This is a genomic window from Streptodolium elevatio (assembly GCF_040649515.1).
GTDB classification, from domain to species: domain Bacteria; phylum Actinomycetota; class Actinomycetes; order Streptomycetales; family Streptomycetaceae; genus Yinghuangia; species Yinghuangia elevatio.
This window is the reverse complement of sequence record NZ_JBEZFP010000027.1, coordinates 29,881-46,941: the sequence shown is the minus strand read 5'-3', so window position 1 is coordinate 46,941 and position 17,061 is coordinate 29,881. Positions and strand designations below refer to the sequence as shown.

The following is a 17,061-nucleotide window of genomic DNA, read 5'->3' as shown; positions in this document are numbered from 1 at the left end:
GGCGGGGTGATTAAGGGAACCACCCGTGCGGGAGGTTCACCCGATCAGGCAAGCTTTGCGCATGACGATGCCGCCGCCGCCGGGGCAGGGAGGCTTCCCGCCCGGCTATGGACAACAACCCGATCCGGGTTACCAGAACAATCCCTCCTACCCGGGCAGCTACTCCGGGGGCTCCTACCCAGGGAGTCCCCAGTACCCGAGCGGTCCGCCCACCGGCGGTCCGCAATACCCCAACGGTCCGACGTACCCCGGGGGCGGGTACGGCGCCGGGGGTCCCGGTGGCCCGGGTGGCTACCCGGGCCCGCCCGGCCCGCCGCCCGGCGGCGGCCGCGGACCGCTGATCCTGACCGTCGTCGGTGCCCTCGTGGTCGTCGGCGGTGTGATCGCCGCACTCGTGTTCCTCCTGGGCGGCGACGACAAGAAGAACAAGACGGCCGCGACGACGTCGCCGCCCGCGCCGTCGACGTCGCAGAGCTCCTCGAAGTCGCCGACGCCGACGGAGACCGAGACGAAGACCTCGCGGCCGCCCACGCCGACGAATACCCGTACCAGCAGCCGTCCGACGGCGAGCCCGACGGACACCGACGGGGGGACCGTCGAGGACGTTCCGCTCAGCGTCGGCGAGTGCATCAACGTCGATGTCGGGGGCACCGGGGAGATCGACAAGGTCTCCTGCACGACGCCGCACGACATGCAGGTGCTCAAGAACTTCAACCTCACCGGCAGCACCTACCCGACGGACGCGGAGCTCCGCAGCCAGGTCGCGGCGGCCTGCGAGTCGGCGTTCAACTCGGCGGTCTCGAAGGAGCCGAACCCGAACAAGTACACGCTCCAGTACAGCTATCCGCAGGAAGCGAGCTGGGACCGCGGCGACCGCGAGGTCACCTGCCTGGTGCAGGACGTGAACGAGGCCAAGATCACCAAGAAGCTGGGCTGACCCCGCACGGCGGCCGAGCCATGAGTGGACGAAGCGAGGTGGGGGCGTGAGTACTCCGCAGAACCCCGGTTCCGGGTGGCCCCCGGGGCCGCCGCAGGGCGGCGGTTACGGCGGAGCGCCGTACGGCGGGGGTGGCGCGGCCGGACCGTACGGGAGCGGAGGCCCGTACGGCGGGGGCTATCCCGGCGGCCCGAGCGGCGGTTACCCCGGCGGCCCGAGCGGCGGCTATCCGGGCGGTCCCGAAGGCCCCTCCGGACCGGGCGGCTTCGGCGGCCCGCCCGGTTACCCGCCCGGTCCGCCGGGCGGCAGCGGAGGCAACAGCGGCAGGATCGTGGCCTGGATCGTGGCGGGCGCGGTCGTGGTGGCCGGCATCGCCATCGCCCTCGTGTTCAGCCTGGGCGGCGACGACAAGGACGACTCCGCGGGCGGCGCGTCCGGCTCCCCGACGAAGTCGTCGGCGTCCGGATCCGCGTCGAAAGGTGCGTCGAAGAGTCCCTCGAAGGACCCTTCCGACGACCCGTCGACCGAGACCCCGAGCGAGACGCCCACCACCCGTACGACGTCCGCCCGGCCGACGACTTCGTCGCCCGCGCCGAACCCCACGGACGACAATACGGTCGACAAGATCACGCTGGTGCCGGGCGACTGCGTGACGTTCCCGGCCGGGACGGGCGAGGTCAAGAAGGTCGACTGCACCACGCCGCACGACGCCGAGCACGTGCGCAACGTGTTCATGCAGGACGGCCCGTGGCCCGGCGACGACGAGGCCGAGCGTCAGGCGGGCGACCTGTGCGACGCGGCCATCGCCGGCGTCGTGGCCAAGCAGTCGAACGCGTCCAGCCTCACGTCGGACTTCATCTTCCCGTCCGAGGCAAGCTGGGACGAGGGCGACCGCGAGGTGCAGTGCATGGTGCAACTACGCGGCAGCGGGCAGCTGACCGCACCGCTCACGAAGTGACCGCCGCGGCATCGACAGAACCGGCAAAACCTGTGGGGCCCGGCCGAATCGGCCGGGCCCACACACGTTCCGGGCGGAAGCGCCGCGGCGGGGAGGCGTCGTCAGGACCCGGCGGGCCGCTGCTGCGCGGTCCACGAGGTGTGCAAGCGGCTGTAGACCCCGCCCGCGCCCGCCAGTTCGTCGTGTCCGCCCCGCTCCACCAGCACGCCCTGGTCGAACACCAGGACCTCGTCGGCCGATTCGGCGGTCGACATGCGGTGCGCGATGAACACCGCGGTACGCCCGCGCGTGAGGCCGTCCAGCGCCCGCTGGATCCGCACCTCGGTCGCCGGGTCCACCGCCGAGGTCGCCTCGTCCAGCACCAGCAGGTCCGGATCGGCGACGTACGCCCGGGCCAGCGCGACCAGCTGGCGCTCCCCCGCGGACAACGACTCGCCGCGCTGCCCGACCGGCGTGTCCAGGCCGAGCGGCAGCCCGCCCAGCCAGTCGCCCAGGCCGAGGTCGCCGAACGCGCCCAGCACCGCCGCGTCGTCGGCGTCGGGCCGCCCGTAGCGCACGTTGTCGCGGATGGTCGCGTCGAAGAGGAACCCGTCCTGCGGCACCATGACCACGCGCGCCCGCAGCGACGCGAACCGCACGTCGGGCAGCGGGATCCCGTCCAGGAGCACACGGCCCTCGTCGGGGTCGACGATGCGGGTCAGCAGCTTGGCGAAGGTCGTCTTGCCGGAGCCGGTCTCGCCGACGACGGCGACGCGGCTGCGCGGCGCGAGGCGCACGTCGACGTCGTGCAGCACGCGCGGGCCGCCCGGGTACGCGTACCCGACATGCTCGAACCGCACCTCGACCGGCCCGCGCGGCAGGTCGGCCCCGCGGTCCCCCGGGTCGGCGATGTCCGGTTCGGCATCCAGGATCTCCAGGACGCGCCGCCACCCCGCGAGGGCGTTCTGCGCCTCGTTGAGCACCTCGACGCCGAACTGCACGGGCATCACGAACAACGTGACCAGGAACAGGAACGCGACCAGCTCGCCGAGCGTCAACTGACCGTCCACACCCAGGAGTACGCCCACCACGACCACCACGGCGTTGGCCAGGCCCACCGCGACCTCGCCCATCGGGAAGGTCAGCGCGACCAGCGTCTGCGCCCGGGTCTGGGCGGCGCGATGGCCGTCGATCGCCTCGTCGATACGCGCCGCCGTGCGGTCCTCGATGCCGTGCGCGCGCACCACCGCGGCGCCGACGACCGGTTCGGAGATCGCACCCAGCATGCGCCCCGCGTGCACACGTACCGAGTCGGCGGCCGCGGCGACGCGCTTCTGGAACGACTTGAGCAGGAAGAACAACGGCGCGAAGCACACCCACACGAGCAGCGTGAGCTGCCACGAGTAGGCCAGCATCAGGGCCGAGACGACCAGGAGTTGGCCCGCGCTGATGACGACCATCAGGCCGCCCTGCTGGATGAACCGGGTGATGGTGTCGACGTCTCCGGTCACCCGGGAGACGAGCGAGCCGCGCCGCTCGGTCTGCTGGTGCAGGGTGGACAGGTCGTGCACGTGCCGGAAGGCGCGTACGCGCAGCGTGGCGAGGCCGCGCTCGCTGGCGTTGTACACGCGTACGTTCATGCCGTACGACGCCACCGCCGTCACGATCACCGCGACCGCCGCGCCGGCGACCATCCACCGCACCACGGCGAGGTCCGGGCCGCCGTCCGCGCGCAGGCCGTTGTCGATCGTCTGCTGCACCGCGAGCGGCACCACGATGCGGCCCGCGGTGGCGATCGCCGCGAGGAGGAGGGTGACCGCGATGCCCTGCTTGAACTCGGGCGACAGCGCGAGGCCGCGCCGCAGCACCGCCCAGCCCGACTCGCGCGGCTTGCCGGCGCCGACACCGACGTTCTTGACCTCCGGGGCAGTTGCCGTGCTCATGCCGACACCTCCTCGTCCTCGTCGGCGAGCGCCGCGGCGGCCGCCGCGGCCTGCTCGCGGTCGCGTGCGGCACGCTCGTACGCGTTGACCAGCCGGCGGTAGCCCACCGACGTGTCGATGAGTTCGGCGTGCGGGCCGCGCCCCGCGACCTTGCCGTCCTCGATGTAGACCACTTCGTCGGCGAGCGCGATCGTCGCCTTGCGGTACGCCACCACCACGACCGTCGACGGGCCCGTCCCGCCGTCGCGCAGCCCCGCGAGGATCGCGGCCTCCACGCGCGGGTCCACCGCCGACGTGGCGTCGTCCATGACCAGCAGGCGCGGCCGGCGCACGAGGGCGCGGGCGAGGGCGATGCGCTGGCGCTGGCCCCCGGACAGCGACGTGCCGCGCTCGCCGACCATGGTGTCCAGGCCGTTCCCGAGCCGGTCCACGAACCCGTCGGCCTGCGCGATGCGCAGCGCTTCGTGTACGTCGTCGTCCGAGACGTCCAGGCCCAGCGTGATGTTGTCGCGGATGGTGTCGTCGAACAGGAACGCCTGCTGCGGCACCAGCGCCGCCGCCGAGGCCAGCCCGCCGCGCCGGAAGTCGCGCAGGTCGGTGCCGTCGAGCAGGACCTCGCCGCTCGCCGGGTCCACCAGGCGGACCAGGAGCGAGACGAGCGTGGACTTGCCCGATCCGGTGGGGCCGACGACGGCGACGGTGCGGCCGGGCTCGACGTCGAAGGTGACGTCGGAGAGCACGTCGGCGCCGTCGAGGTAACCGAACCGCACGGCGCGGGCCTGGAGGCCGGCGGGGCCGGTCTTGTCGGCGGCGGAGTCGCCGTACACCGACTCGCCCTCGGCGTCGAGGACGTGCCGGACCCGGTCGTAGCCGACGATCGCGCGGGGCATGTCGCCGAGCAGCCAGCCGATCGCCCGTACCGGGAAGGCGAGGAGGGTGAACAGGTAGGCGATCTGCACGAGTTCGCCGGGGTTGAGGTCGCCGTGCGAGATGCGCACGCTGCCGGCGAGCAGGACCATCAGCACGCCGAGGCTCGGCAGTGCCTCCAGGAGCGGGTCGAACACCGCGCGTACCCGGCCCACCGCGACGTTCGCGTCCGCGAGTTCGCGCGAGGTCGCCTCGAAGCGCGCCGCCTCCTCGTCCTCGCGGCCGAGCGTCTTGACGACGAGCGCGCCGTCGAAGGACTCGTGCGCGATGGCGCTCACGTCGGCACGCAGCTCCTGGGCGCGCATCGCGAGCGGGCCCTGGCGGCGCTGGAACATGATGTTGAGGACGAAGATGGCCGGGAAGATCACGAACCCGACCAGGGCCAGCGCCCAGTCCGTGACCAGCATGGAGACCGCCGCGATCACCAGCATGACGACGACGCCGGTGGCCATCGGCAGCGGGGCGATGGGGTACCAGGCGGCCTCGACGTCGGCGTTGGCGTTCGACAGCAGCGCGCCGGTGGGGTGGCGGTGGTGCCAGGCGAGCGGCAGACGCAGGTACTGGCGGGTCACGCGGCGGCGGTACGTCGCCTGGAGCCGGTACTGCATGATCCCGGCCCACAGGCGGCGGCCGACGATGCCGAGCGCCTTGAGGAGGGCGATCCCGAGGACCACGAGGAAGGTCGCGGTCAGCGCGCCGGCGGTGGTGTCGCCGTCGCGGAAGGCGGGGACCACGACGCGGTCGGTGACCTCGCCGAGGGCCAGTGCGGAGGCGACGGTGGTGGCGCCGTAGAGCGCGCTCGCACCGACGGCCGCCGCGAAGACGCGCGGTTCCTCGCGTATCGCGACGGCGAGGACCCGCATGCCCCGTCTCAGGACGTCCTTCTCGTCTGTGTCTTCGCTCGCGCGGTCGGTCACGCGTTCTCTCTTTCGGCGCGGGGGCGATGCGCCCGATGGCCCGCATGGCGGTGGCCGGCGTCGGGTGACGCCGGCCGCGGAGGAGCGGGATGCCTGCTCGTCGGTCAATTCATCTGCTGTTCACAAGTGTGGCGGGCCTGCGGGCATTCCCCGGGAGCGGGGGCGCTCGGGCGCATGCGGGGGCGCCTCCGGCGCACGACGCGTGCGGTCGCGCGGCGGGCGTGCCTTGACCTCGGCACGCCGCGCCGGAACGATGCGGCGCATGGCCTCCTACGCCCGTACGGAACGCGCCGCACTCGCCGACCTGCTCTCCCAGGTCGGCCCCGACGCCCCCACGCTCTGCGCCGGCTGGACCACGCGCGACCTCGCCGCCCACCTCGTGGTGCGGGAACGCCGCCCGGACTCCTCCCCCGGCATCCTGTTCAAGCCGCTCGCCGGGTACACCGACAAGGTGCGCCTGAAGAAGGCGGCGCTGCCGTACGAGGAGCTGATCCACCTTGTGCGCACCGGTCCCCCGCGGCTGTCGCTGTTCGGCATCCCCGGCGTGGACACGGCGGCCAACACGATGGAGTACTTCGTCCACCTGGAGGACGTGCGCCGCGCGCAGCCCGACTTCAAGCCGCGCGACCTGGAGCCGGGGCTGACCGAGTTCCTGTGGAAGCGGGTGCGGACGGGCGCGAAGCTGATGCTCCGCAAGGTGCCGGTCGGGGTCGAGCTGCGGCGTACTGACACGGCCGAGGAGGCGCAGCCGGTGCGGGTGCGCAAGGGCGCTCCGCTGGTGACGCTGGCCGGCCCGCCCGCCGAACTGCTGCTGTACGTCTACGGCCGCAAGGGGCAGGCCCTTGTCACGGCGGAGGGCGACGCGGACGCGGTGCGGCGGCTGGAGGAGACCCCGACGGGGTTGTGACGGGGTATCCCGTCACCCGTACGTGCCGGGCCGGGGCAGTTCGAAGGTGCGCAGCGGCCGGCACACCGCCCCGATGACCACGCCCACCGCGGACACCGCGGCGCCCACCACGAACACCGCCCCGGGCCCGACCGCACCGGCCAGCAGGCCGGCGAGCGGGTACGTCATCGGGGCCAGGCCGATGGCGCCGAGCATCTGCACCGAGACCACGCGGCCGAGCATGGGGCGTGCCGCGGTGGTCTGGATGAGCGCGCCGCACAGCCCGCCCCACAGGCCGGAGCCGACGCCGAGGACGGCCGCACCGGCGGCGGCGGAGACCAGTCCGGGCGCGAGCCCCGTCGCCGCGATGCCGGCGGTGGACAGGACGAGGGCGCCCAGCATCACGCGTCCGGCGTGCGGCACGTGGCCGCGTACGGAGAGGATCAGGCCGGTCGCGACGGCGCCCACGCCCCACGCGCCGATCAGCAGGCCGAGGCCGCCGGGTCCCCAGCCGCGGTCGGCGGCCAGCAGCACGACGCCGATGTTCATCGGGGCGCTGAAGCCGAGTTCGGCGATGACCGCGACGATGAGGGTGTATTTGAGCAGGGGGATGGACCAGGCGTAGCGCAGCCCGGCGCGTACGCCGCTGTCCTCCGTGGGCTTGGACGCGTCGGTGCGCTCCGGTGCGTCGTCGCGGTTCGGTGTGTTTTCGCAGTCTGGTGTGTTTTCGCAGTCCGGTGTGTCGGCCGCCGCCGAGTCGGCGACCAGGCGTGGTGCGGGCCGCAGTTGCCACAGCAGCGCCAGTGAGACCGCGAAGAGCAGGGCGCTTGCCGCGAACGCGCCCGCAACGCCCCCGTGTGCGAGGGCAAGGCCGCTCACCGGTCCGCCGGCCACGGCCGCGCAGCGGTTGGCGAGGCTGCGCAGGCCCTGCACGCGGGCGTATTGGTCGGGTGTGGTCAGCGTCGCGGGCATCGCGCCGACGGCGGGCATGAACAGCGCGTCGACGGCGCCGAAGAGCAGCGCCACGACGGCGAGCAGCGCGATGCCGGGTGCGGTGAGGGCGACCGTCGCGGCGGCGGCCACCATGACGAGGCAGCGGACCAGGTCGCTGGCGATGACGACGCGGCGCGCGCCGAAGCGGTCGGCTATGGATCCGCCGGGCAGCATGAGGATCGCCCGGGGCACGGTGCCGAGCGTGACGACGATGCCCGCCGCGGCGGGTCCGGAGGCCTCGACGGCCTGCCAGGACAGAGCCATGAACCACAGTTGGTCGCCGACGAGCGAGACGCCGAAGGCCGCGAGCCAGCGGTAGACGGCGGCCCCGGGGCCGGTACGCCGCGGAGCGCCCGGCCCCGCGCCCGGCCCCGGCTCCGGCCCGACGCCCGCGTCCTCGCGGGTCTCGGTGCCGGCGGCCTGAGCCGCGCGGGCGGTCGTGGTGGCGGCCGCGGTGGCGGTGTGCTTGGTGCGCGACGGGCGGTTCACGGTCACCTCGCGAGGGCTGGTCGGCGGGTCAGGTCCACGGGACTGGCTGATCGGACTGGCTGATTGGACTGGTTGATTGGACTGGTTGATTGGACTGGTTGTGGGGCTGGTTGGTGGGACCAGTTGCCGGGACTGGTCGGTGGGACGGTTCAGGGCGCGGGCGCGTACGGGAACCCGAGCAGTTCGAGCTGGACGCGCTCGCGGCGCCCGCCGTCCGCGTCGTGGTCCTCGGCGCGGCCCCGGAAGCGGTCCACGACGGCGAACAACTCCTCGTAAAGCGCCTGGAGTTCGGCCGCCGAGAGGCGGAGCGCGGGGGCCGCGGAGAAGGACGCGTTCTGCCAGTCCAACCCCATGCTCTTGACGTGGCGCAGCGACTTCTCGAACAGGTCGGTGATGTCCGAGTGCGCGGTCATGACCACGGCGTCGGCGACCTCGACGGCTACCTCGTCGCCGCTGAAGTCGGCGGTGCTGAACCGCAGGTCGTTCAGCGCGATCCAGCGCCGCTCGCGGCCGTCGCTGGACGCCTCGGGATCCTCGGCGATGAAGCCGTGCTTGGCCATCGCCCGCAGGTGATAGCTGATCAGCGACGGCGTGGTGCCGAGCACGCGGGCCAGGCCGGACGCGGTGGCCGCCCCCTCCGAGCGCAGCAGGCGCAGCACCCGCAGGCGCAGCGGGTGGGTGAAGACCTTGAGGGCCTCTATGTCACGGGTGTTCCGTACGCCCCGGGCGTCCGGCGCGCCGGGGTCGGCCGGGTCGTCGTGCGGATCGTGCGGCGGGTTCTCGGGCATGCCTCCACGGTAGAACCGAAGGAAGTCTTTCGCAATATTTATTTCGCAGTTTCTCTTTCGGAACCCCCGACGCGGCCACCCGGATAGCCGTACGTTGACCCGGAGTCCTTGTCCCGTTCACCTCGCAATGCAAGGATCCGCACGCCAATTGATCACCCCCTGAGGAGACTTCGTTCGTGAGTTCGAACATCGGCGTCATGGACGCGGTCATCCTGGGCGTCGTCGAAGGACTCACCGAGTTCCTGCCGGTCTCCTCGACCGGCCACCTGAAGATCACCGAAGGCCTGCTCGGCATCGACGTCGACGACAAGTCCGTGGTCGGCTTCACCGCGGTCATCCAGGTCGGCGCGATCGCCGCCGTGATCGTCTACTTCATCAAGGACATCGTGCGCATCGTGTCCGCCTGGGGCCGGGGCATCGCGCACAAGGAGCAACGGCACGACCGCGACTACAAGTTCGCGTGGTGGGTGATCTACGCGACGATCCCGATCGTGATCGTCGGCATCGCGATGAAGCCGCTCATCCACGGCCCGCTCGCCTCGTTGTGGGTGGTCGCGGGCTCGCTCATCGTCGGCAGCGGCGTGATGTGGTACGCCGAATCGGTCGGCGGCAAGCGCGGCCGCCGCCGCGGCGAGGACGAGGTCACCCTCAAGGACGCGATGGTGGTGGGCAGTTCGCAGATCCTCGCACTGCTCTTCCCGGGCTTCTCACGGTCCGGCGCGACCATCTCCACCGCGCTCATCCTCGGCCTCGACCGCGTCGCCGCGACGCGCCTGTCCTTCTTCCTGTCGATCCCCGCCCTCACCGGCGCCGGCATCTACGAACTCAAGGACGCCACCGAAGGCCACACCAGCGGCCTCGCCATCGCGGTCGGCACCGGCGTGTCGTTCATCGTCGCGTACGCGTCCGTCGCATGGCTGCTCAAGTTCGTCTCCAAGCACACCATCAACGGCTTCGCCGTCTACCGCGTCCTCGTCGGCCTAGCCCTCATCGGCATGCTCGCCTCCGGCTTCCTCGACGCCTGACCCGCAGGGACACGCGGGTGCGCGGGTGCGCGGGGACGCGCGCGCCGCAGCGTTCGCGGCACCTCAGGCGGGCCGGTCAACCGACTGGGGTGATCACTGCGGCTGTGCCGTAGGCGCAGATTTCGGTGCCGTTGCCGGCTTCGGTGACGTCGTAGCGCATTGCCAGGACCGCGTTGGCGCCGCGTGCCCGGGCCTGGTCGACCAGGCGCTGCATCGCCTCGCTGCGGCTCTCCACGAGCGTCTTGGTCAGGCCGCGCAGTTCGCCGCCGACCATGGACTTGAGGCCCGCGCCGATCTGGCTGCCCAGGTGCCGGGAGCGTACGGTGAGCCCGAAGATCTCGCCGACCACCGAGTCGACGCGGTGGCCCGGCACATCGTTGGTGGTCACGACGAGTACGCCGGAACTGTTGTCGATTCCGCCCCCGTACGCGCTCAGGTCTTCGCTCACGACGCGCCTCCGCCGACCGTGCGGCCCCCGGGATGCGGGCCGCCCATCCCGCCAGCTTGTCGCGGCATGGCGGCGGCCGCACCCGCGGGCACCCGTTCGGGCATGCGGTGCACGTACCTGGCCCGGCACCGGTCCGGGGTCAGCGGACGGGCTGTCCGGCGGCCTTGAGGGCGTCCTTGACCTGCGGGATGCGCAGGTCGCCGAAGTGGAAGACACTGGCCGCGAGGACCGCGTCGGCGCCGGCCTCGACCGCGGGGGCGAAGTCGCCGAGGGCGCCCGCGCCGCCGGAGGCGATGACGGGGATGGTCACCTCGGCGCGGACCCGACGGATCATCTCCAGGTCGTAGCCGTCCTTGGTGCCGTCGGCGTCCATCGAGTTGAGCAGGATCTCGCCCGCGCCCAAGTCGGCGGCGCGCGCGGCCCATTCCACGGCGTCGATCCCAGTGCCCTGGCGGCCGCCGTGCGTGGTGACCTCGAAGCCCGAGTCGGTGCGCACGCCCTCGGGGCAGCGGCGCGCGTCGACCGAGAGGACCAGCACCTGGGCGCCGAAGCGGTCGGCGATCTCGGCGATCAGCTCGGGGCGGGCGATGGCGGCCGTGTTCACCCCCACCTTGTCCGCGCCCGCGCGCAGCAGCTTGTCGACGTCCTGCACGCTGCGTACGCCGCCGCCGACGGTCAGCGGGATGAAGACCTGCTCGGCGGTGCGGCGCACCACGTCGTACGTCGTCTCGCGGCTGCCCGAGGACGCCGTGATGTCGAGGAACGTCAGCTCGTCGGCGCCTTCCGCGTCGTACACGCGGGCCATCTCGACCGGGTCCCCCGCGTCGCGCAGGTTCTGGAAGTTGACGCCTTTGACCACCCGGCCGGCGTCGACGTCCAGGCAGGGGATGACGCGTACCGCGAGGCTCACTTCGCCCCCCGGTAGGCCTCGACCTCGACCTCGACCAGCATCCGCGAGTCGATCAGCCCGGCCACCACGACCATGGTCGCGGCCGGCCGGGCGGTGTCGAACATCTCCTTGTGCGCGCGGCCGACCGCGTCCGAGTCGCGCGCGTGGGTGATGTACATGCGGGTGCGCACGACGTCGTCGCGCGTCAGCCCGATCTGCTGGAGCGCCTTTTCGGCCACCTGGAAGGCGGTCAGCGTCTGCTCGTAGGGGTCGCCCTCGCCGATGAACAGGCCGTCGACGATGCTCGTGCAGCCGGACACCAGCACGAGGTCGCCGACGACGACGGCGCGCGAGTAGCCGATGACGTCCTCGTACGGTCCTCCCGAGGAGATCCGCTGCACTTCGTCACGCGCTTCGGTCATCGCGACACCGCCTCCAAGGCCTCTTCGAGAGTGAACGCCTGCGCGTAGAGCGCCTTTCCCACGATCGCGCCCTCCACACCGAGCGGCACGAGCTCGGCGATGGCGCGCAGGTCGTCGAGCGACGAGACGCCGCCGCTGGCCACCACCGGGCGATCCGTCGCGGCGCAGACGTCGCGCAGCAGCTGCAGGTTGGGGCCGGTGAGGGTGCCGTCCTTCTTGACGTCGGTGACGACGTAGCGGGCGCAGCCGTCGGCGTCGAGGCGGGCCAGCGTCTCGAACAGCTCGCCGCCCTCGCGGGTCCAGCCGCGGCCGGCGAGCGTGGTGCCGCGTACGTCCAGGCCGACCGCGATCTTGTCGCCGTGCCGGGCGATCGCCGAGCGCGCCCAGTCCGGCGACTCCAGCGCGGCGGTGCCCAGGTTCACCCGGTGGCAGCCGGTCGCGAGCGCGGCCTCCAGGGACGCGTCGTCGCGGATGCCGCCGGACAGCTCGACCTTGACGTCCAGCTTGCCGGTGACCTCGGCGAGCAGGTCGCGGTTGGAGCCGCGGCCGAAGGCGGCGTCGAGGTCCACCAGGTGGATCCACTCGGCGCCGGCGTTCTGCCAGGCCATGGCCGCGGCCAGCGGGTCACCGTACGAGGTCTCGGAACCGGCCTCGCCCTGCACGAGCCGGACGGCCTGGCCGTCGGCGACGTCCACGGCGGGCAGCAGTTCCAGGCGACGGGTCTCGCTCATGTTCTCAACGATCCTTCGGAGGGCTCGGGTGCCAAGTCGGGTGCCAGGTCGGGTGCCCGGTCGGGGGGTCAGAGGGTGGCAAGCCAGTTGCGGAGCACGGCGGCCCCGGCGTCGCCGGACTTCTCGGGGTGGAACTGGGTGGCCGAAAGGTACCCGTTCTCGACGGCGGCGACGAACGGCGTGCCGTGCGTCGACCAGGTGACCAGCGGCGGAGCCAGGTGCTCGGAAGGCGGCAGCTCCCACTTGCGTACGCCGTAGGAGTGCACGAAGTAGAAGCGGGTGTCGGCGTCGAGCCCCGCGAACAGCACGGTGTCCTCGGGCGCGTCCACGGTGTTCCACCCCATGTGCGGCACGATCGGCGCCTCCAGGCGCTCCACCGTGCCGGGCCACTCGTCGCAGCCCGGGGTCTCGACCCCGTGCTCGACACCGCGCTCGAAGAGGATCTGCATGCCCACGCAGATCCCGAGCACGGGCTGCCCGCCGGCGATGCGCCGGTCGACGATGCGGTCCCCGCGTACCGCCTTGAGGCCTTCCATGCACGCGGCGAACGCGCCGACCCCGGGCACGATCAGCCCGTCGGCGTTCAGCGCGGTCTGGTAGTCCGCGGTGACCTCGACCTCGACCCCGAGGCGCGCCACCGCGCGCTCGGCCGAGCGGAGGTTCCCCGATCCGTAGTCGAGGATGACGACCTTCTTCATGACGTGATCCCCTCCTAGACGCGCAGCAGCCCGGCCGCGAGCGACATCGCCCCGCACAGCCCGAGCAGCACGATGACGCCCTTCGGCATGCCCTGCTTGACGAACGAGACGACCCCGCCGATCAGGAACAGCCCAAGGGCAATGAGAACGACGGCGATACCACTCATGAGACGCCTTCTGTGATTGCGGCACGGAAGGTGCCCGCCCGTACAGGCCGTACAGGGATGTGCTGGTACGACTGCCCCATCTACAGCGCGCCCTTGGTGGAGGGGATTACGCCGGCGCGGCGGGGGTCGAGGACGCAGGCGTCGGAGAGGGCGCGGGCGAGGGCCTTGAACTGGGCCTCGACGATGTGGTGCGCGTTGCGGCCGTACGGCACGTGCACGTGCAGGCAGATGTGCGCCTGGGCGACGAACGACTCGAGGATGTGGCGCGTCAGGGTGGTGTCGTACGCCGGGCCGATCATCGGCGCCATGCCCTCCGGCTCGCTGTGCACGAGGTACGGGCGGCCGGACAGGTCGACGGTGACCTGCGCGAGCGCCTCGTCCAGCGGCACGGACGCGTTCGCGAAGCGCCGGATGCCCGCCTTGTCGCCGAGGGCCTGGCGGAACGCCGCGCCGAGCGCGAGGGAGGTGTCCTCGATGGTGTGGTGCGAGTCGATGTGCAGGTCGCCGTCGGTCTTGACGGTCAGGTCGAACAGGCCGTGCTTGCCGAGCTGGTCGAGCATGTGGTCGAAGAACCCGACGCCCGTGGCGACCTCGACCTGGCCGGTCCCGTCGAGGTTGACCTCGACGAGGACGGACGTCTCCTTGGTGGCGCGTTCGACGCGGCCGATCCGGGCCATCAGCTGATCTCCTTCAGTACGGCGCGCATCGCGTCGAGGAACGCCGTGTTCTCCTCGTCGGTCCCGGCGGTCACCCGCAGCATCCCCGGCACCCCGTTGTCGCGGACCAGGACGCCGCGGTCGAGGATCGCCTGCCATACGGCACGCGTGTCCTCGAAGCGGCCGAACTGCACGAAGTTCGCGTCGGAGGCGGTGACTTCGCAGCCCATGCCGGCCAGTTCGGCGACGATGCGGTCGCGCTGGCGCTTGAGCTCGGCGACGTAGCCGAGCAGTGTGCCGGTGTGCTCCAGGCAGGCCAGCGCGGTCGCCTGGGTGACGGCGGACAGGTGGTACGGCAGGCGTACGAGCTGCACCGCGTCGACCACCGCCGGGTCCGCCGCCAGGTAGCCGAGCCGCAGCCCCGCCGCGCCGAAGGCCTTGGACATCGTGCGCGACACGACCAGGTTGGGGCGGCCGTCGAGCAGCGTGAGCAGCGACGCGTGGTGCGAGAACTCGACGTACGCCTCGTCGACGATGACGAGGGAGGGCCGGGCCGCCTGCGCCGCGCCGTACACCGCCTCGACGACCGCACCGTCGAGCGCGGTGCCGGTGGGGTTGTTGGGCGAGCACAGGAACACCACGTTGGGGCGGTGTTCGGCGATCGCCGCGAGCGCGTCGTCGAGGTCGATGGAGTAGTCGTCGCGGCGTGCGCCGGAGATCCACTCGGTGCCGGTGCCGCGCGCGATGAGTGCGTGCATCGAATACGACGGGTCGAAGCCGAGCGCGCTGCGCCCCGGGCCGCCGAAGGCCTGGAGGAGTTGCTGCAGCACCTCGTTGGAGCCGTTGGCCGCCCATACGTGGCGCGTGGTGAGCGGGACGCCGCCGTTCTCCGAAAGGTATTCGGCGAGGCGGGTGCGCAGCTCGACGGCGTCGCGGTCCGGGTAGCGGTTGAGGTGCCGCGCGGCCGCGGCGACGCGCTCGGCGATGCGGTCCACCAGCTCGTCGGGGAGCGGGTACGGGTTCTCGTTGGTGTTGAGCAGCACGGGGACCTGCAACTGCGGCGCACCGTACGGCGATTGGCCGCGCAGCTCGTCGCGGATGGGCAAGTCGTCGATGCGGGTGGCGGGTGCGCTCGTCGCGGGCACGTTCATTGCGGGTGTGCTCGTCGCGGGCCGGCTCACTGCGGGTGTGCTCGTTCCGGGGTTGCTCGTTCCGGGGTTGCTCATTCCGGCACCGCCCATCCGAAGCGCGCCTTGATGGCCGCGCCGTGGCCGGGCAGGTCCTCGGCTTCGGCGAGGGTGACGACGTGGTGCGCGACCTCGGCGAGGGCGCTCTCGCTGTAGTCGATGACGTGGATGCCGCGCAGGAACGACTGCACGGACAGGCCGGAGCTGTGGCACGCGCAGCCTCCGGTGGGCAGCACGTGGTTGGAACCCGCGCAGTAGTCGCCCAGCGAGACGGGCGCCCACGGGCCGACGAAGATCGCGCCCGCGTTGCGCACCCGGGCCGCGACGGCGGAGGCGTCGGCGGTCTGGATCTCCAGGTGCTCGGCGGCGTACGCGTCGACGACCTTGAGGCCGTCGTCGACCGAGTCGACCAGGACGAGGCCGGACTGACGGCCGCCGAGCGCGGTGGTGACGCGCTCGACGTGCTTGGTCGCGGCGACCTGGGCCTTGAGTTCGGCCTCGACCGCGTCGGCCAGCTCCGGCGAGTCGGTGACCAGGACGGACGCCGCGAGCGTGTCGTGTTCGGCCTGGCTGATCAGGTCGGACGCGACGTGCACGGGGTCGGCGGTGGCGTCGGCGAGCACCGCGATCTCGGTCGGGCCGGCCTCGGAGTCGATGCCGATGCGGCCCTTGAGCAGGCGCTTCGCGGACGCGACGTAGATGTTGCCGGGGCCGGTGACGAGGTTGACGGGGTCGCAGGAGCCGGCTCCGTACGCGAACATCGCGATCGCCTGGGCGCCGCCGACCGCATACACCTCGTCGACGCCGAGCAGCGCGCACGCGGCGAGGATCGTGGGGTGCGGCAGGCCGCCGAATTCACTCTGCGGGGGTGACGAGACTGCGAGCGAGGTGACGCCGGCCTCCTGGGCAGGGACGACGTTCATGACCACGGACGAGGGGTAGACGGCCAGGCCGCCGGGGACGTACAGCCCCACGCGCTCGACCGGCAGCCACCGCTCGGTGACCGTGCCGCCGGGCGCGACCTGCGTGGTCACGTCGGTACGCCGCTGGTCGCGGTGCACGATGCGGGCGCGGCGGATGGTCTCCTCCAGCGCGGCGCGCACCTTCGGGTCCAGCTCGGCCAGGGCCCGGTCGATCGCCTCGGTCGGGACCCGGATGTCGGTCAGCCGCACGCCGTCGAAGCGCTCGGTGATCTCGATCAGCGCCTCGACCCCGCGATGGCGCACGTCGTCGCAGATGGGACGGACCTTCTCCAGGGCCGCCTCGACGTCGAACTCGGCACGGGGCATCACGTCGCGCAGGGCCGCGGGACTGTCCAGGACAGCCCGGCCGGCGGCGCCGCGCAGATCGATACGGGAGATCACCTGTCCCAGTGTAGGGAGGGCGCGGAGCGCGGGTCCGCGTGTGTCGGGTCGTGAGACGCGGATTCCGGTCGGGTGAGCGGCGTCACTCCCCCGGCCAGGGCAGCCGTACCCAGAGGGTCTTGCCGTCGGGGTGGCGTTCGACATGGGTGGTTCCGCCGGCCTCGGCGGCGAGCGTACGGATGATCAGCCGGCCGCGGCCGGACGTGTCGTCGGCGCAGGGGTCGTCGGCGCCGTCGCGCGGTTCGGGGAGGAAGGGGTGGCCGTCGCGTACGCCGAAGGAGACGGTGCCGTCGGCGAGTTGGAGCGTGACGGTGAGGTCGGGGGCGGAGTCCGCCGCGTGCTCGATGACGTTGGCGACGAGTTCGGTGGCGATGAGGCGGAGGTCGTACGCGAGCTCGTGGCCGGACGGGAGGCCCCAGGCGAGGAGAAGGTCGCCGAGCAGGCCGCGGACCTGGGGAACGACGACGGGGGCGCAAGGGAATGTCAGCGATTGGCTGCGGCCGGCCGCGGGCCCCGGTCTTGCGGGCACTGCCGGTCTCGGGATGGGCGATGACATGAGGCGACCCCTCGCAGCAACGGGGCGCGGGCACGCCGACGCCCCGCCATTCAGCGTGACGACAGGCCTACACAGCGCAACCAACCTGCTACGATCGTGGC

18 protein-coding genes are annotated in these 17,061 nt (G+C 72.3%); 4 read left to right on the top strand and 14 right to left on the bottom strand.

Annotated features, from left to right (window positions below; all coding sequences use genetic code 11):
• Nucleotides 1-61: 61 nt before the first annotated feature.
• Together AB0C36_RS13350 and AB0C36_RS13345 are read left to right on the top strand one after the other, a co-directional pair.
• Nucleotides 62-937: a septum formation family protein gene (locus AB0C36_RS13350; RefSeq protein WP_358353175.1), complete on the top strand. Its 876-nt coding sequence runs from the start codon at nt 62-64 to the stop codon at nt 935-937.
• A 46-nt stretch (nt 938-983) separates the two neighbouring features.
• The gene (locus AB0C36_RS13345) at nt 984-1,895 is read left to right on the top strand and encodes a septum formation family protein (RefSeq protein WP_358353173.1); all 912 of its coding nucleotides are present in this window, start codon (nt 984-986) and stop codon (nt 1,893-1,895) included.
• Between the two features lie 101 nt (nt 1,896-1,996).
• On the opposite strand, the gene AB0C36_RS13340 is transcribed toward AB0C36_RS13345, so the two are convergent.
• Both AB0C36_RS13340 and AB0C36_RS13335 read right to left on the bottom strand, forming a co-directional pair.
• Complete coding sequence (locus AB0C36_RS13340; protein ID WP_358353172.1) at nt 1,997-3,817, bottom strand: ABC transporter ATP-binding protein; 1,821 nt, start codon at nt 3,815-3,817, stop codon at nt 1,997-1,999.
• Entirely contained in the window at nt 3,814-5,661 is a 1,848-nt protein-coding gene (locus tag AB0C36_RS13335; RefSeq protein WP_358353170.1) for an ABC transporter ATP-binding protein, read from the bottom strand. The genes AB0C36_RS13340 and AB0C36_RS13335 overlap by 4 nt, the downstream gene beginning before the upstream one ends.
• A gap of 262 nt (nt 5,662-5,923) precedes the next feature.
• Here AB0C36_RS13335 and AB0C36_RS13330 point away from each other — a divergent pair, with 262 nt between their 5' ends.
• Nucleotides 5,924-6,568, top strand: a complete 645-nt coding sequence (locus tag AB0C36_RS13330; protein WP_358353168.1) for a TIGR03085 family metal-binding protein — start codon at nt 5,924-5,926, stop codon at nt 6,566-6,568.
• A 12-nt stretch (nt 6,569-6,580) separates the two neighbouring features.
• Here the strand turns inward: AB0C36_RS13330 and AB0C36_RS13325 are convergent, their stop codons facing one another.
• Together AB0C36_RS13325 and AB0C36_RS13320 are read right to left on the bottom strand one after the other, a co-directional pair.
• A complete protein-coding gene (locus tag AB0C36_RS13325; RefSeq protein WP_358353167.1) occupies nt 6,581-8,029 on the bottom strand; it encodes an MFS transporter in 1,449 nt (482 codons plus the stop codon).
• A gap of 149 nt (nt 8,030-8,178) precedes the next feature.
• Complete coding sequence (locus AB0C36_RS13320) at nt 8,179-8,817, bottom strand: ArsR/SmtB family transcription factor (RefSeq protein ID WP_358353165.1); 639 nt, start codon at nt 8,815-8,817, stop codon at nt 8,179-8,181.
• A gap of 176 nt (nt 8,818-8,993) precedes the next feature.
• On the opposite strand from AB0C36_RS13320, the gene AB0C36_RS13315 reads away from it, so the two are divergent.
• The gene (locus AB0C36_RS13315; protein WP_358353163.1) at nt 8,994-9,842 is read left to right on the top strand and encodes an undecaprenyl-diphosphate phosphatase; all 849 of its coding nucleotides are present in this window, start codon (nt 8,994-8,996) and stop codon (nt 9,840-9,842) included.
• A gap of 76 nt (nt 9,843-9,918) precedes the next feature.
• Here the strand turns inward: AB0C36_RS13315 and AB0C36_RS13310 are convergent, their stop codons facing one another.
• From AB0C36_RS13310 to AB0C36_RS13265, 10 genes are all read right to left on the bottom strand, one after another.
• Entirely contained in the window at nt 9,919-10,290 is a 372-nt protein-coding gene (locus AB0C36_RS13310) for a YbjQ family protein (protein WP_358353161.1), read from the bottom strand.
• A gap of 139 nt (nt 10,291-10,429) precedes the next feature.
• Entirely contained in the window at nt 10,430-11,200 is a 771-nt protein-coding gene (hisF, locus tag AB0C36_RS13305) for an imidazole glycerol phosphate synthase subunit HisF (RefSeq protein WP_358353160.1), read from the bottom strand.
• Entirely contained in the window at nt 11,197-11,601 is a 405-nt protein-coding gene (locus tag AB0C36_RS13300; protein ID WP_358353158.1) for a RidA family protein, read from the bottom strand. Before AB0C36_RS13300 ends, hisF begins: the two co-directional genes overlap by 4 nt.
• A complete protein-coding gene (gene priA / locus AB0C36_RS13295; protein ID WP_358353156.1) occupies nt 11,598-12,332 on the bottom strand; it encodes a bifunctional 1-(5-phosphoribosyl)-5-((5-phosphoribosylamino)methylideneamino)imidazole-4-carboxamide isomerase/phosphoribosylanthranilate isomerase PriA in 735 nt (244 codons plus the stop codon). Before priA ends, AB0C36_RS13300 begins: the two co-directional genes overlap by 4 nt.
• A 68-nt stretch (nt 12,333-12,400) precedes the next feature.
• The gene (gene hisH / locus AB0C36_RS13290) at nt 12,401-13,030 is read right to left on the bottom strand and encodes an imidazole glycerol phosphate synthase subunit HisH (protein WP_358353154.1); all 630 of its coding nucleotides are present in this window, start codon (nt 13,028-13,030) and stop codon (nt 12,401-12,403) included.
• Nucleotides 13,031-13,044: 14 nt separating this feature from the next.
• Nucleotides 13,045-13,197, bottom strand: a complete 153-nt coding sequence (locus tag AB0C36_RS13285) for a CG2302 family histidine operon protein (protein ID WP_358353152.1) — start codon at nt 13,195-13,197, stop codon at nt 13,045-13,047.
• Nucleotides 13,198-13,277: 80 nt separating this feature from the next.
• Nucleotides 13,278-13,874, bottom strand: a complete 597-nt coding sequence (gene hisB, locus AB0C36_RS13280; RefSeq protein ID WP_358353151.1) for an imidazoleglycerol-phosphate dehydratase HisB — start codon at nt 13,872-13,874, stop codon at nt 13,278-13,280.
• The gene (locus tag AB0C36_RS13275) at nt 13,874-15,004 is read right to left on the bottom strand and encodes a histidinol-phosphate transaminase (RefSeq protein WP_358353149.1); all 1,131 of its coding nucleotides are present in this window, start codon (nt 15,002-15,004) and stop codon (nt 13,874-13,876) included. Before AB0C36_RS13275 ends, hisB begins: the two co-directional genes overlap by 1 nt.
• A 71-nt stretch (nt 15,005-15,075) precedes the next feature.
• Nucleotides 15,076-16,404, bottom strand: a complete 1,329-nt coding sequence (gene hisD, locus AB0C36_RS13270; RefSeq protein WP_358353147.1) for a histidinol dehydrogenase — start codon at nt 16,402-16,404, stop codon at nt 15,076-15,078.
• 82 nt (nt 16,405-16,486) lie between these two features.
• A complete protein-coding gene (locus AB0C36_RS13265) occupies nt 16,487-16,960 on the bottom strand; it encodes an ATP-binding protein (RefSeq protein ID WP_358353145.1) in 474 nt (157 codons plus the stop codon).
• Between the last annotated feature and the right edge of the window lie 101 nt (nt 16,961-17,061).

Bases quoted from the DNA above. Each gene is read 5' to 3' on its own strand.
- AB0C36_RS13350 (WP_358353175.1), top strand. From the start codon at position 62: ATGACGATGCCGCCGCCGCCGGGGCAGGGAGGCTTCCCGCCCGGCTAT.
- AB0C36_RS13340 (WP_358353172.1), bottom strand. From the start codon at position 3,817: ATGAGCACGGCAACTGCCCCGGAGGTCAAGAACGTCGGTGTCGGCGCC.
- AB0C36_RS13330 (WP_358353168.1), top strand. From the start codon at position 5,924: ATGGCCTCCTACGCCCGTACGGAACGCGCCGCACTCGCCGACCTGCTC.
- AB0C36_RS13320 (WP_358353165.1), bottom strand. From the start codon at position 8,817: ATGCCCGAGAACCCGCCGCACGATCCGCACGACGACCCGGCCGACCCC.
- AB0C36_RS13300 (WP_358353158.1), bottom strand. From the start codon at position 11,601: ATGACCGAAGCGCGTGACGAAGTGCAGCGGATCTCCTCGGGAGGACCG.
- priA (WP_358353156.1), bottom strand. From the start codon at position 12,332: ATGAGCGAGACCCGTCGCCTGGAACTGCTGCCCGCCGTGGACGTCGCC.
- hisH (WP_358353154.1), bottom strand. From the start codon at position 13,030: ATGAAGAAGGTCGTCATCCTCGACTACGGATCGGGGAACCTCCGCTCG.
- AB0C36_RS13285 (WP_358353152.1), bottom strand. From the start codon at position 13,197: ATGAGTGGTATCGCCGTCGTTCTCATTGCCCTTGGGCTGTTCCTGATC.
- hisB (WP_358353151.1), bottom strand. From the start codon at position 13,874: ATGGCCCGGATCGGCCGCGTCGAACGCGCCACCAAGGAGACGTCCGTC.
- AB0C36_RS13275 (WP_358353149.1), bottom strand. From the start codon at position 15,004: ATGAACGTGCCCGCGACGAGCGCACCCGCCACCCGCATCGACGACTTG.
- AB0C36_RS13265 (WP_358353145.1), bottom strand. From the start codon at position 16,960: ATGTCATCGCCCATCCCGAGACCGGCAGTGCCCGCAAGACCGGGGCCC.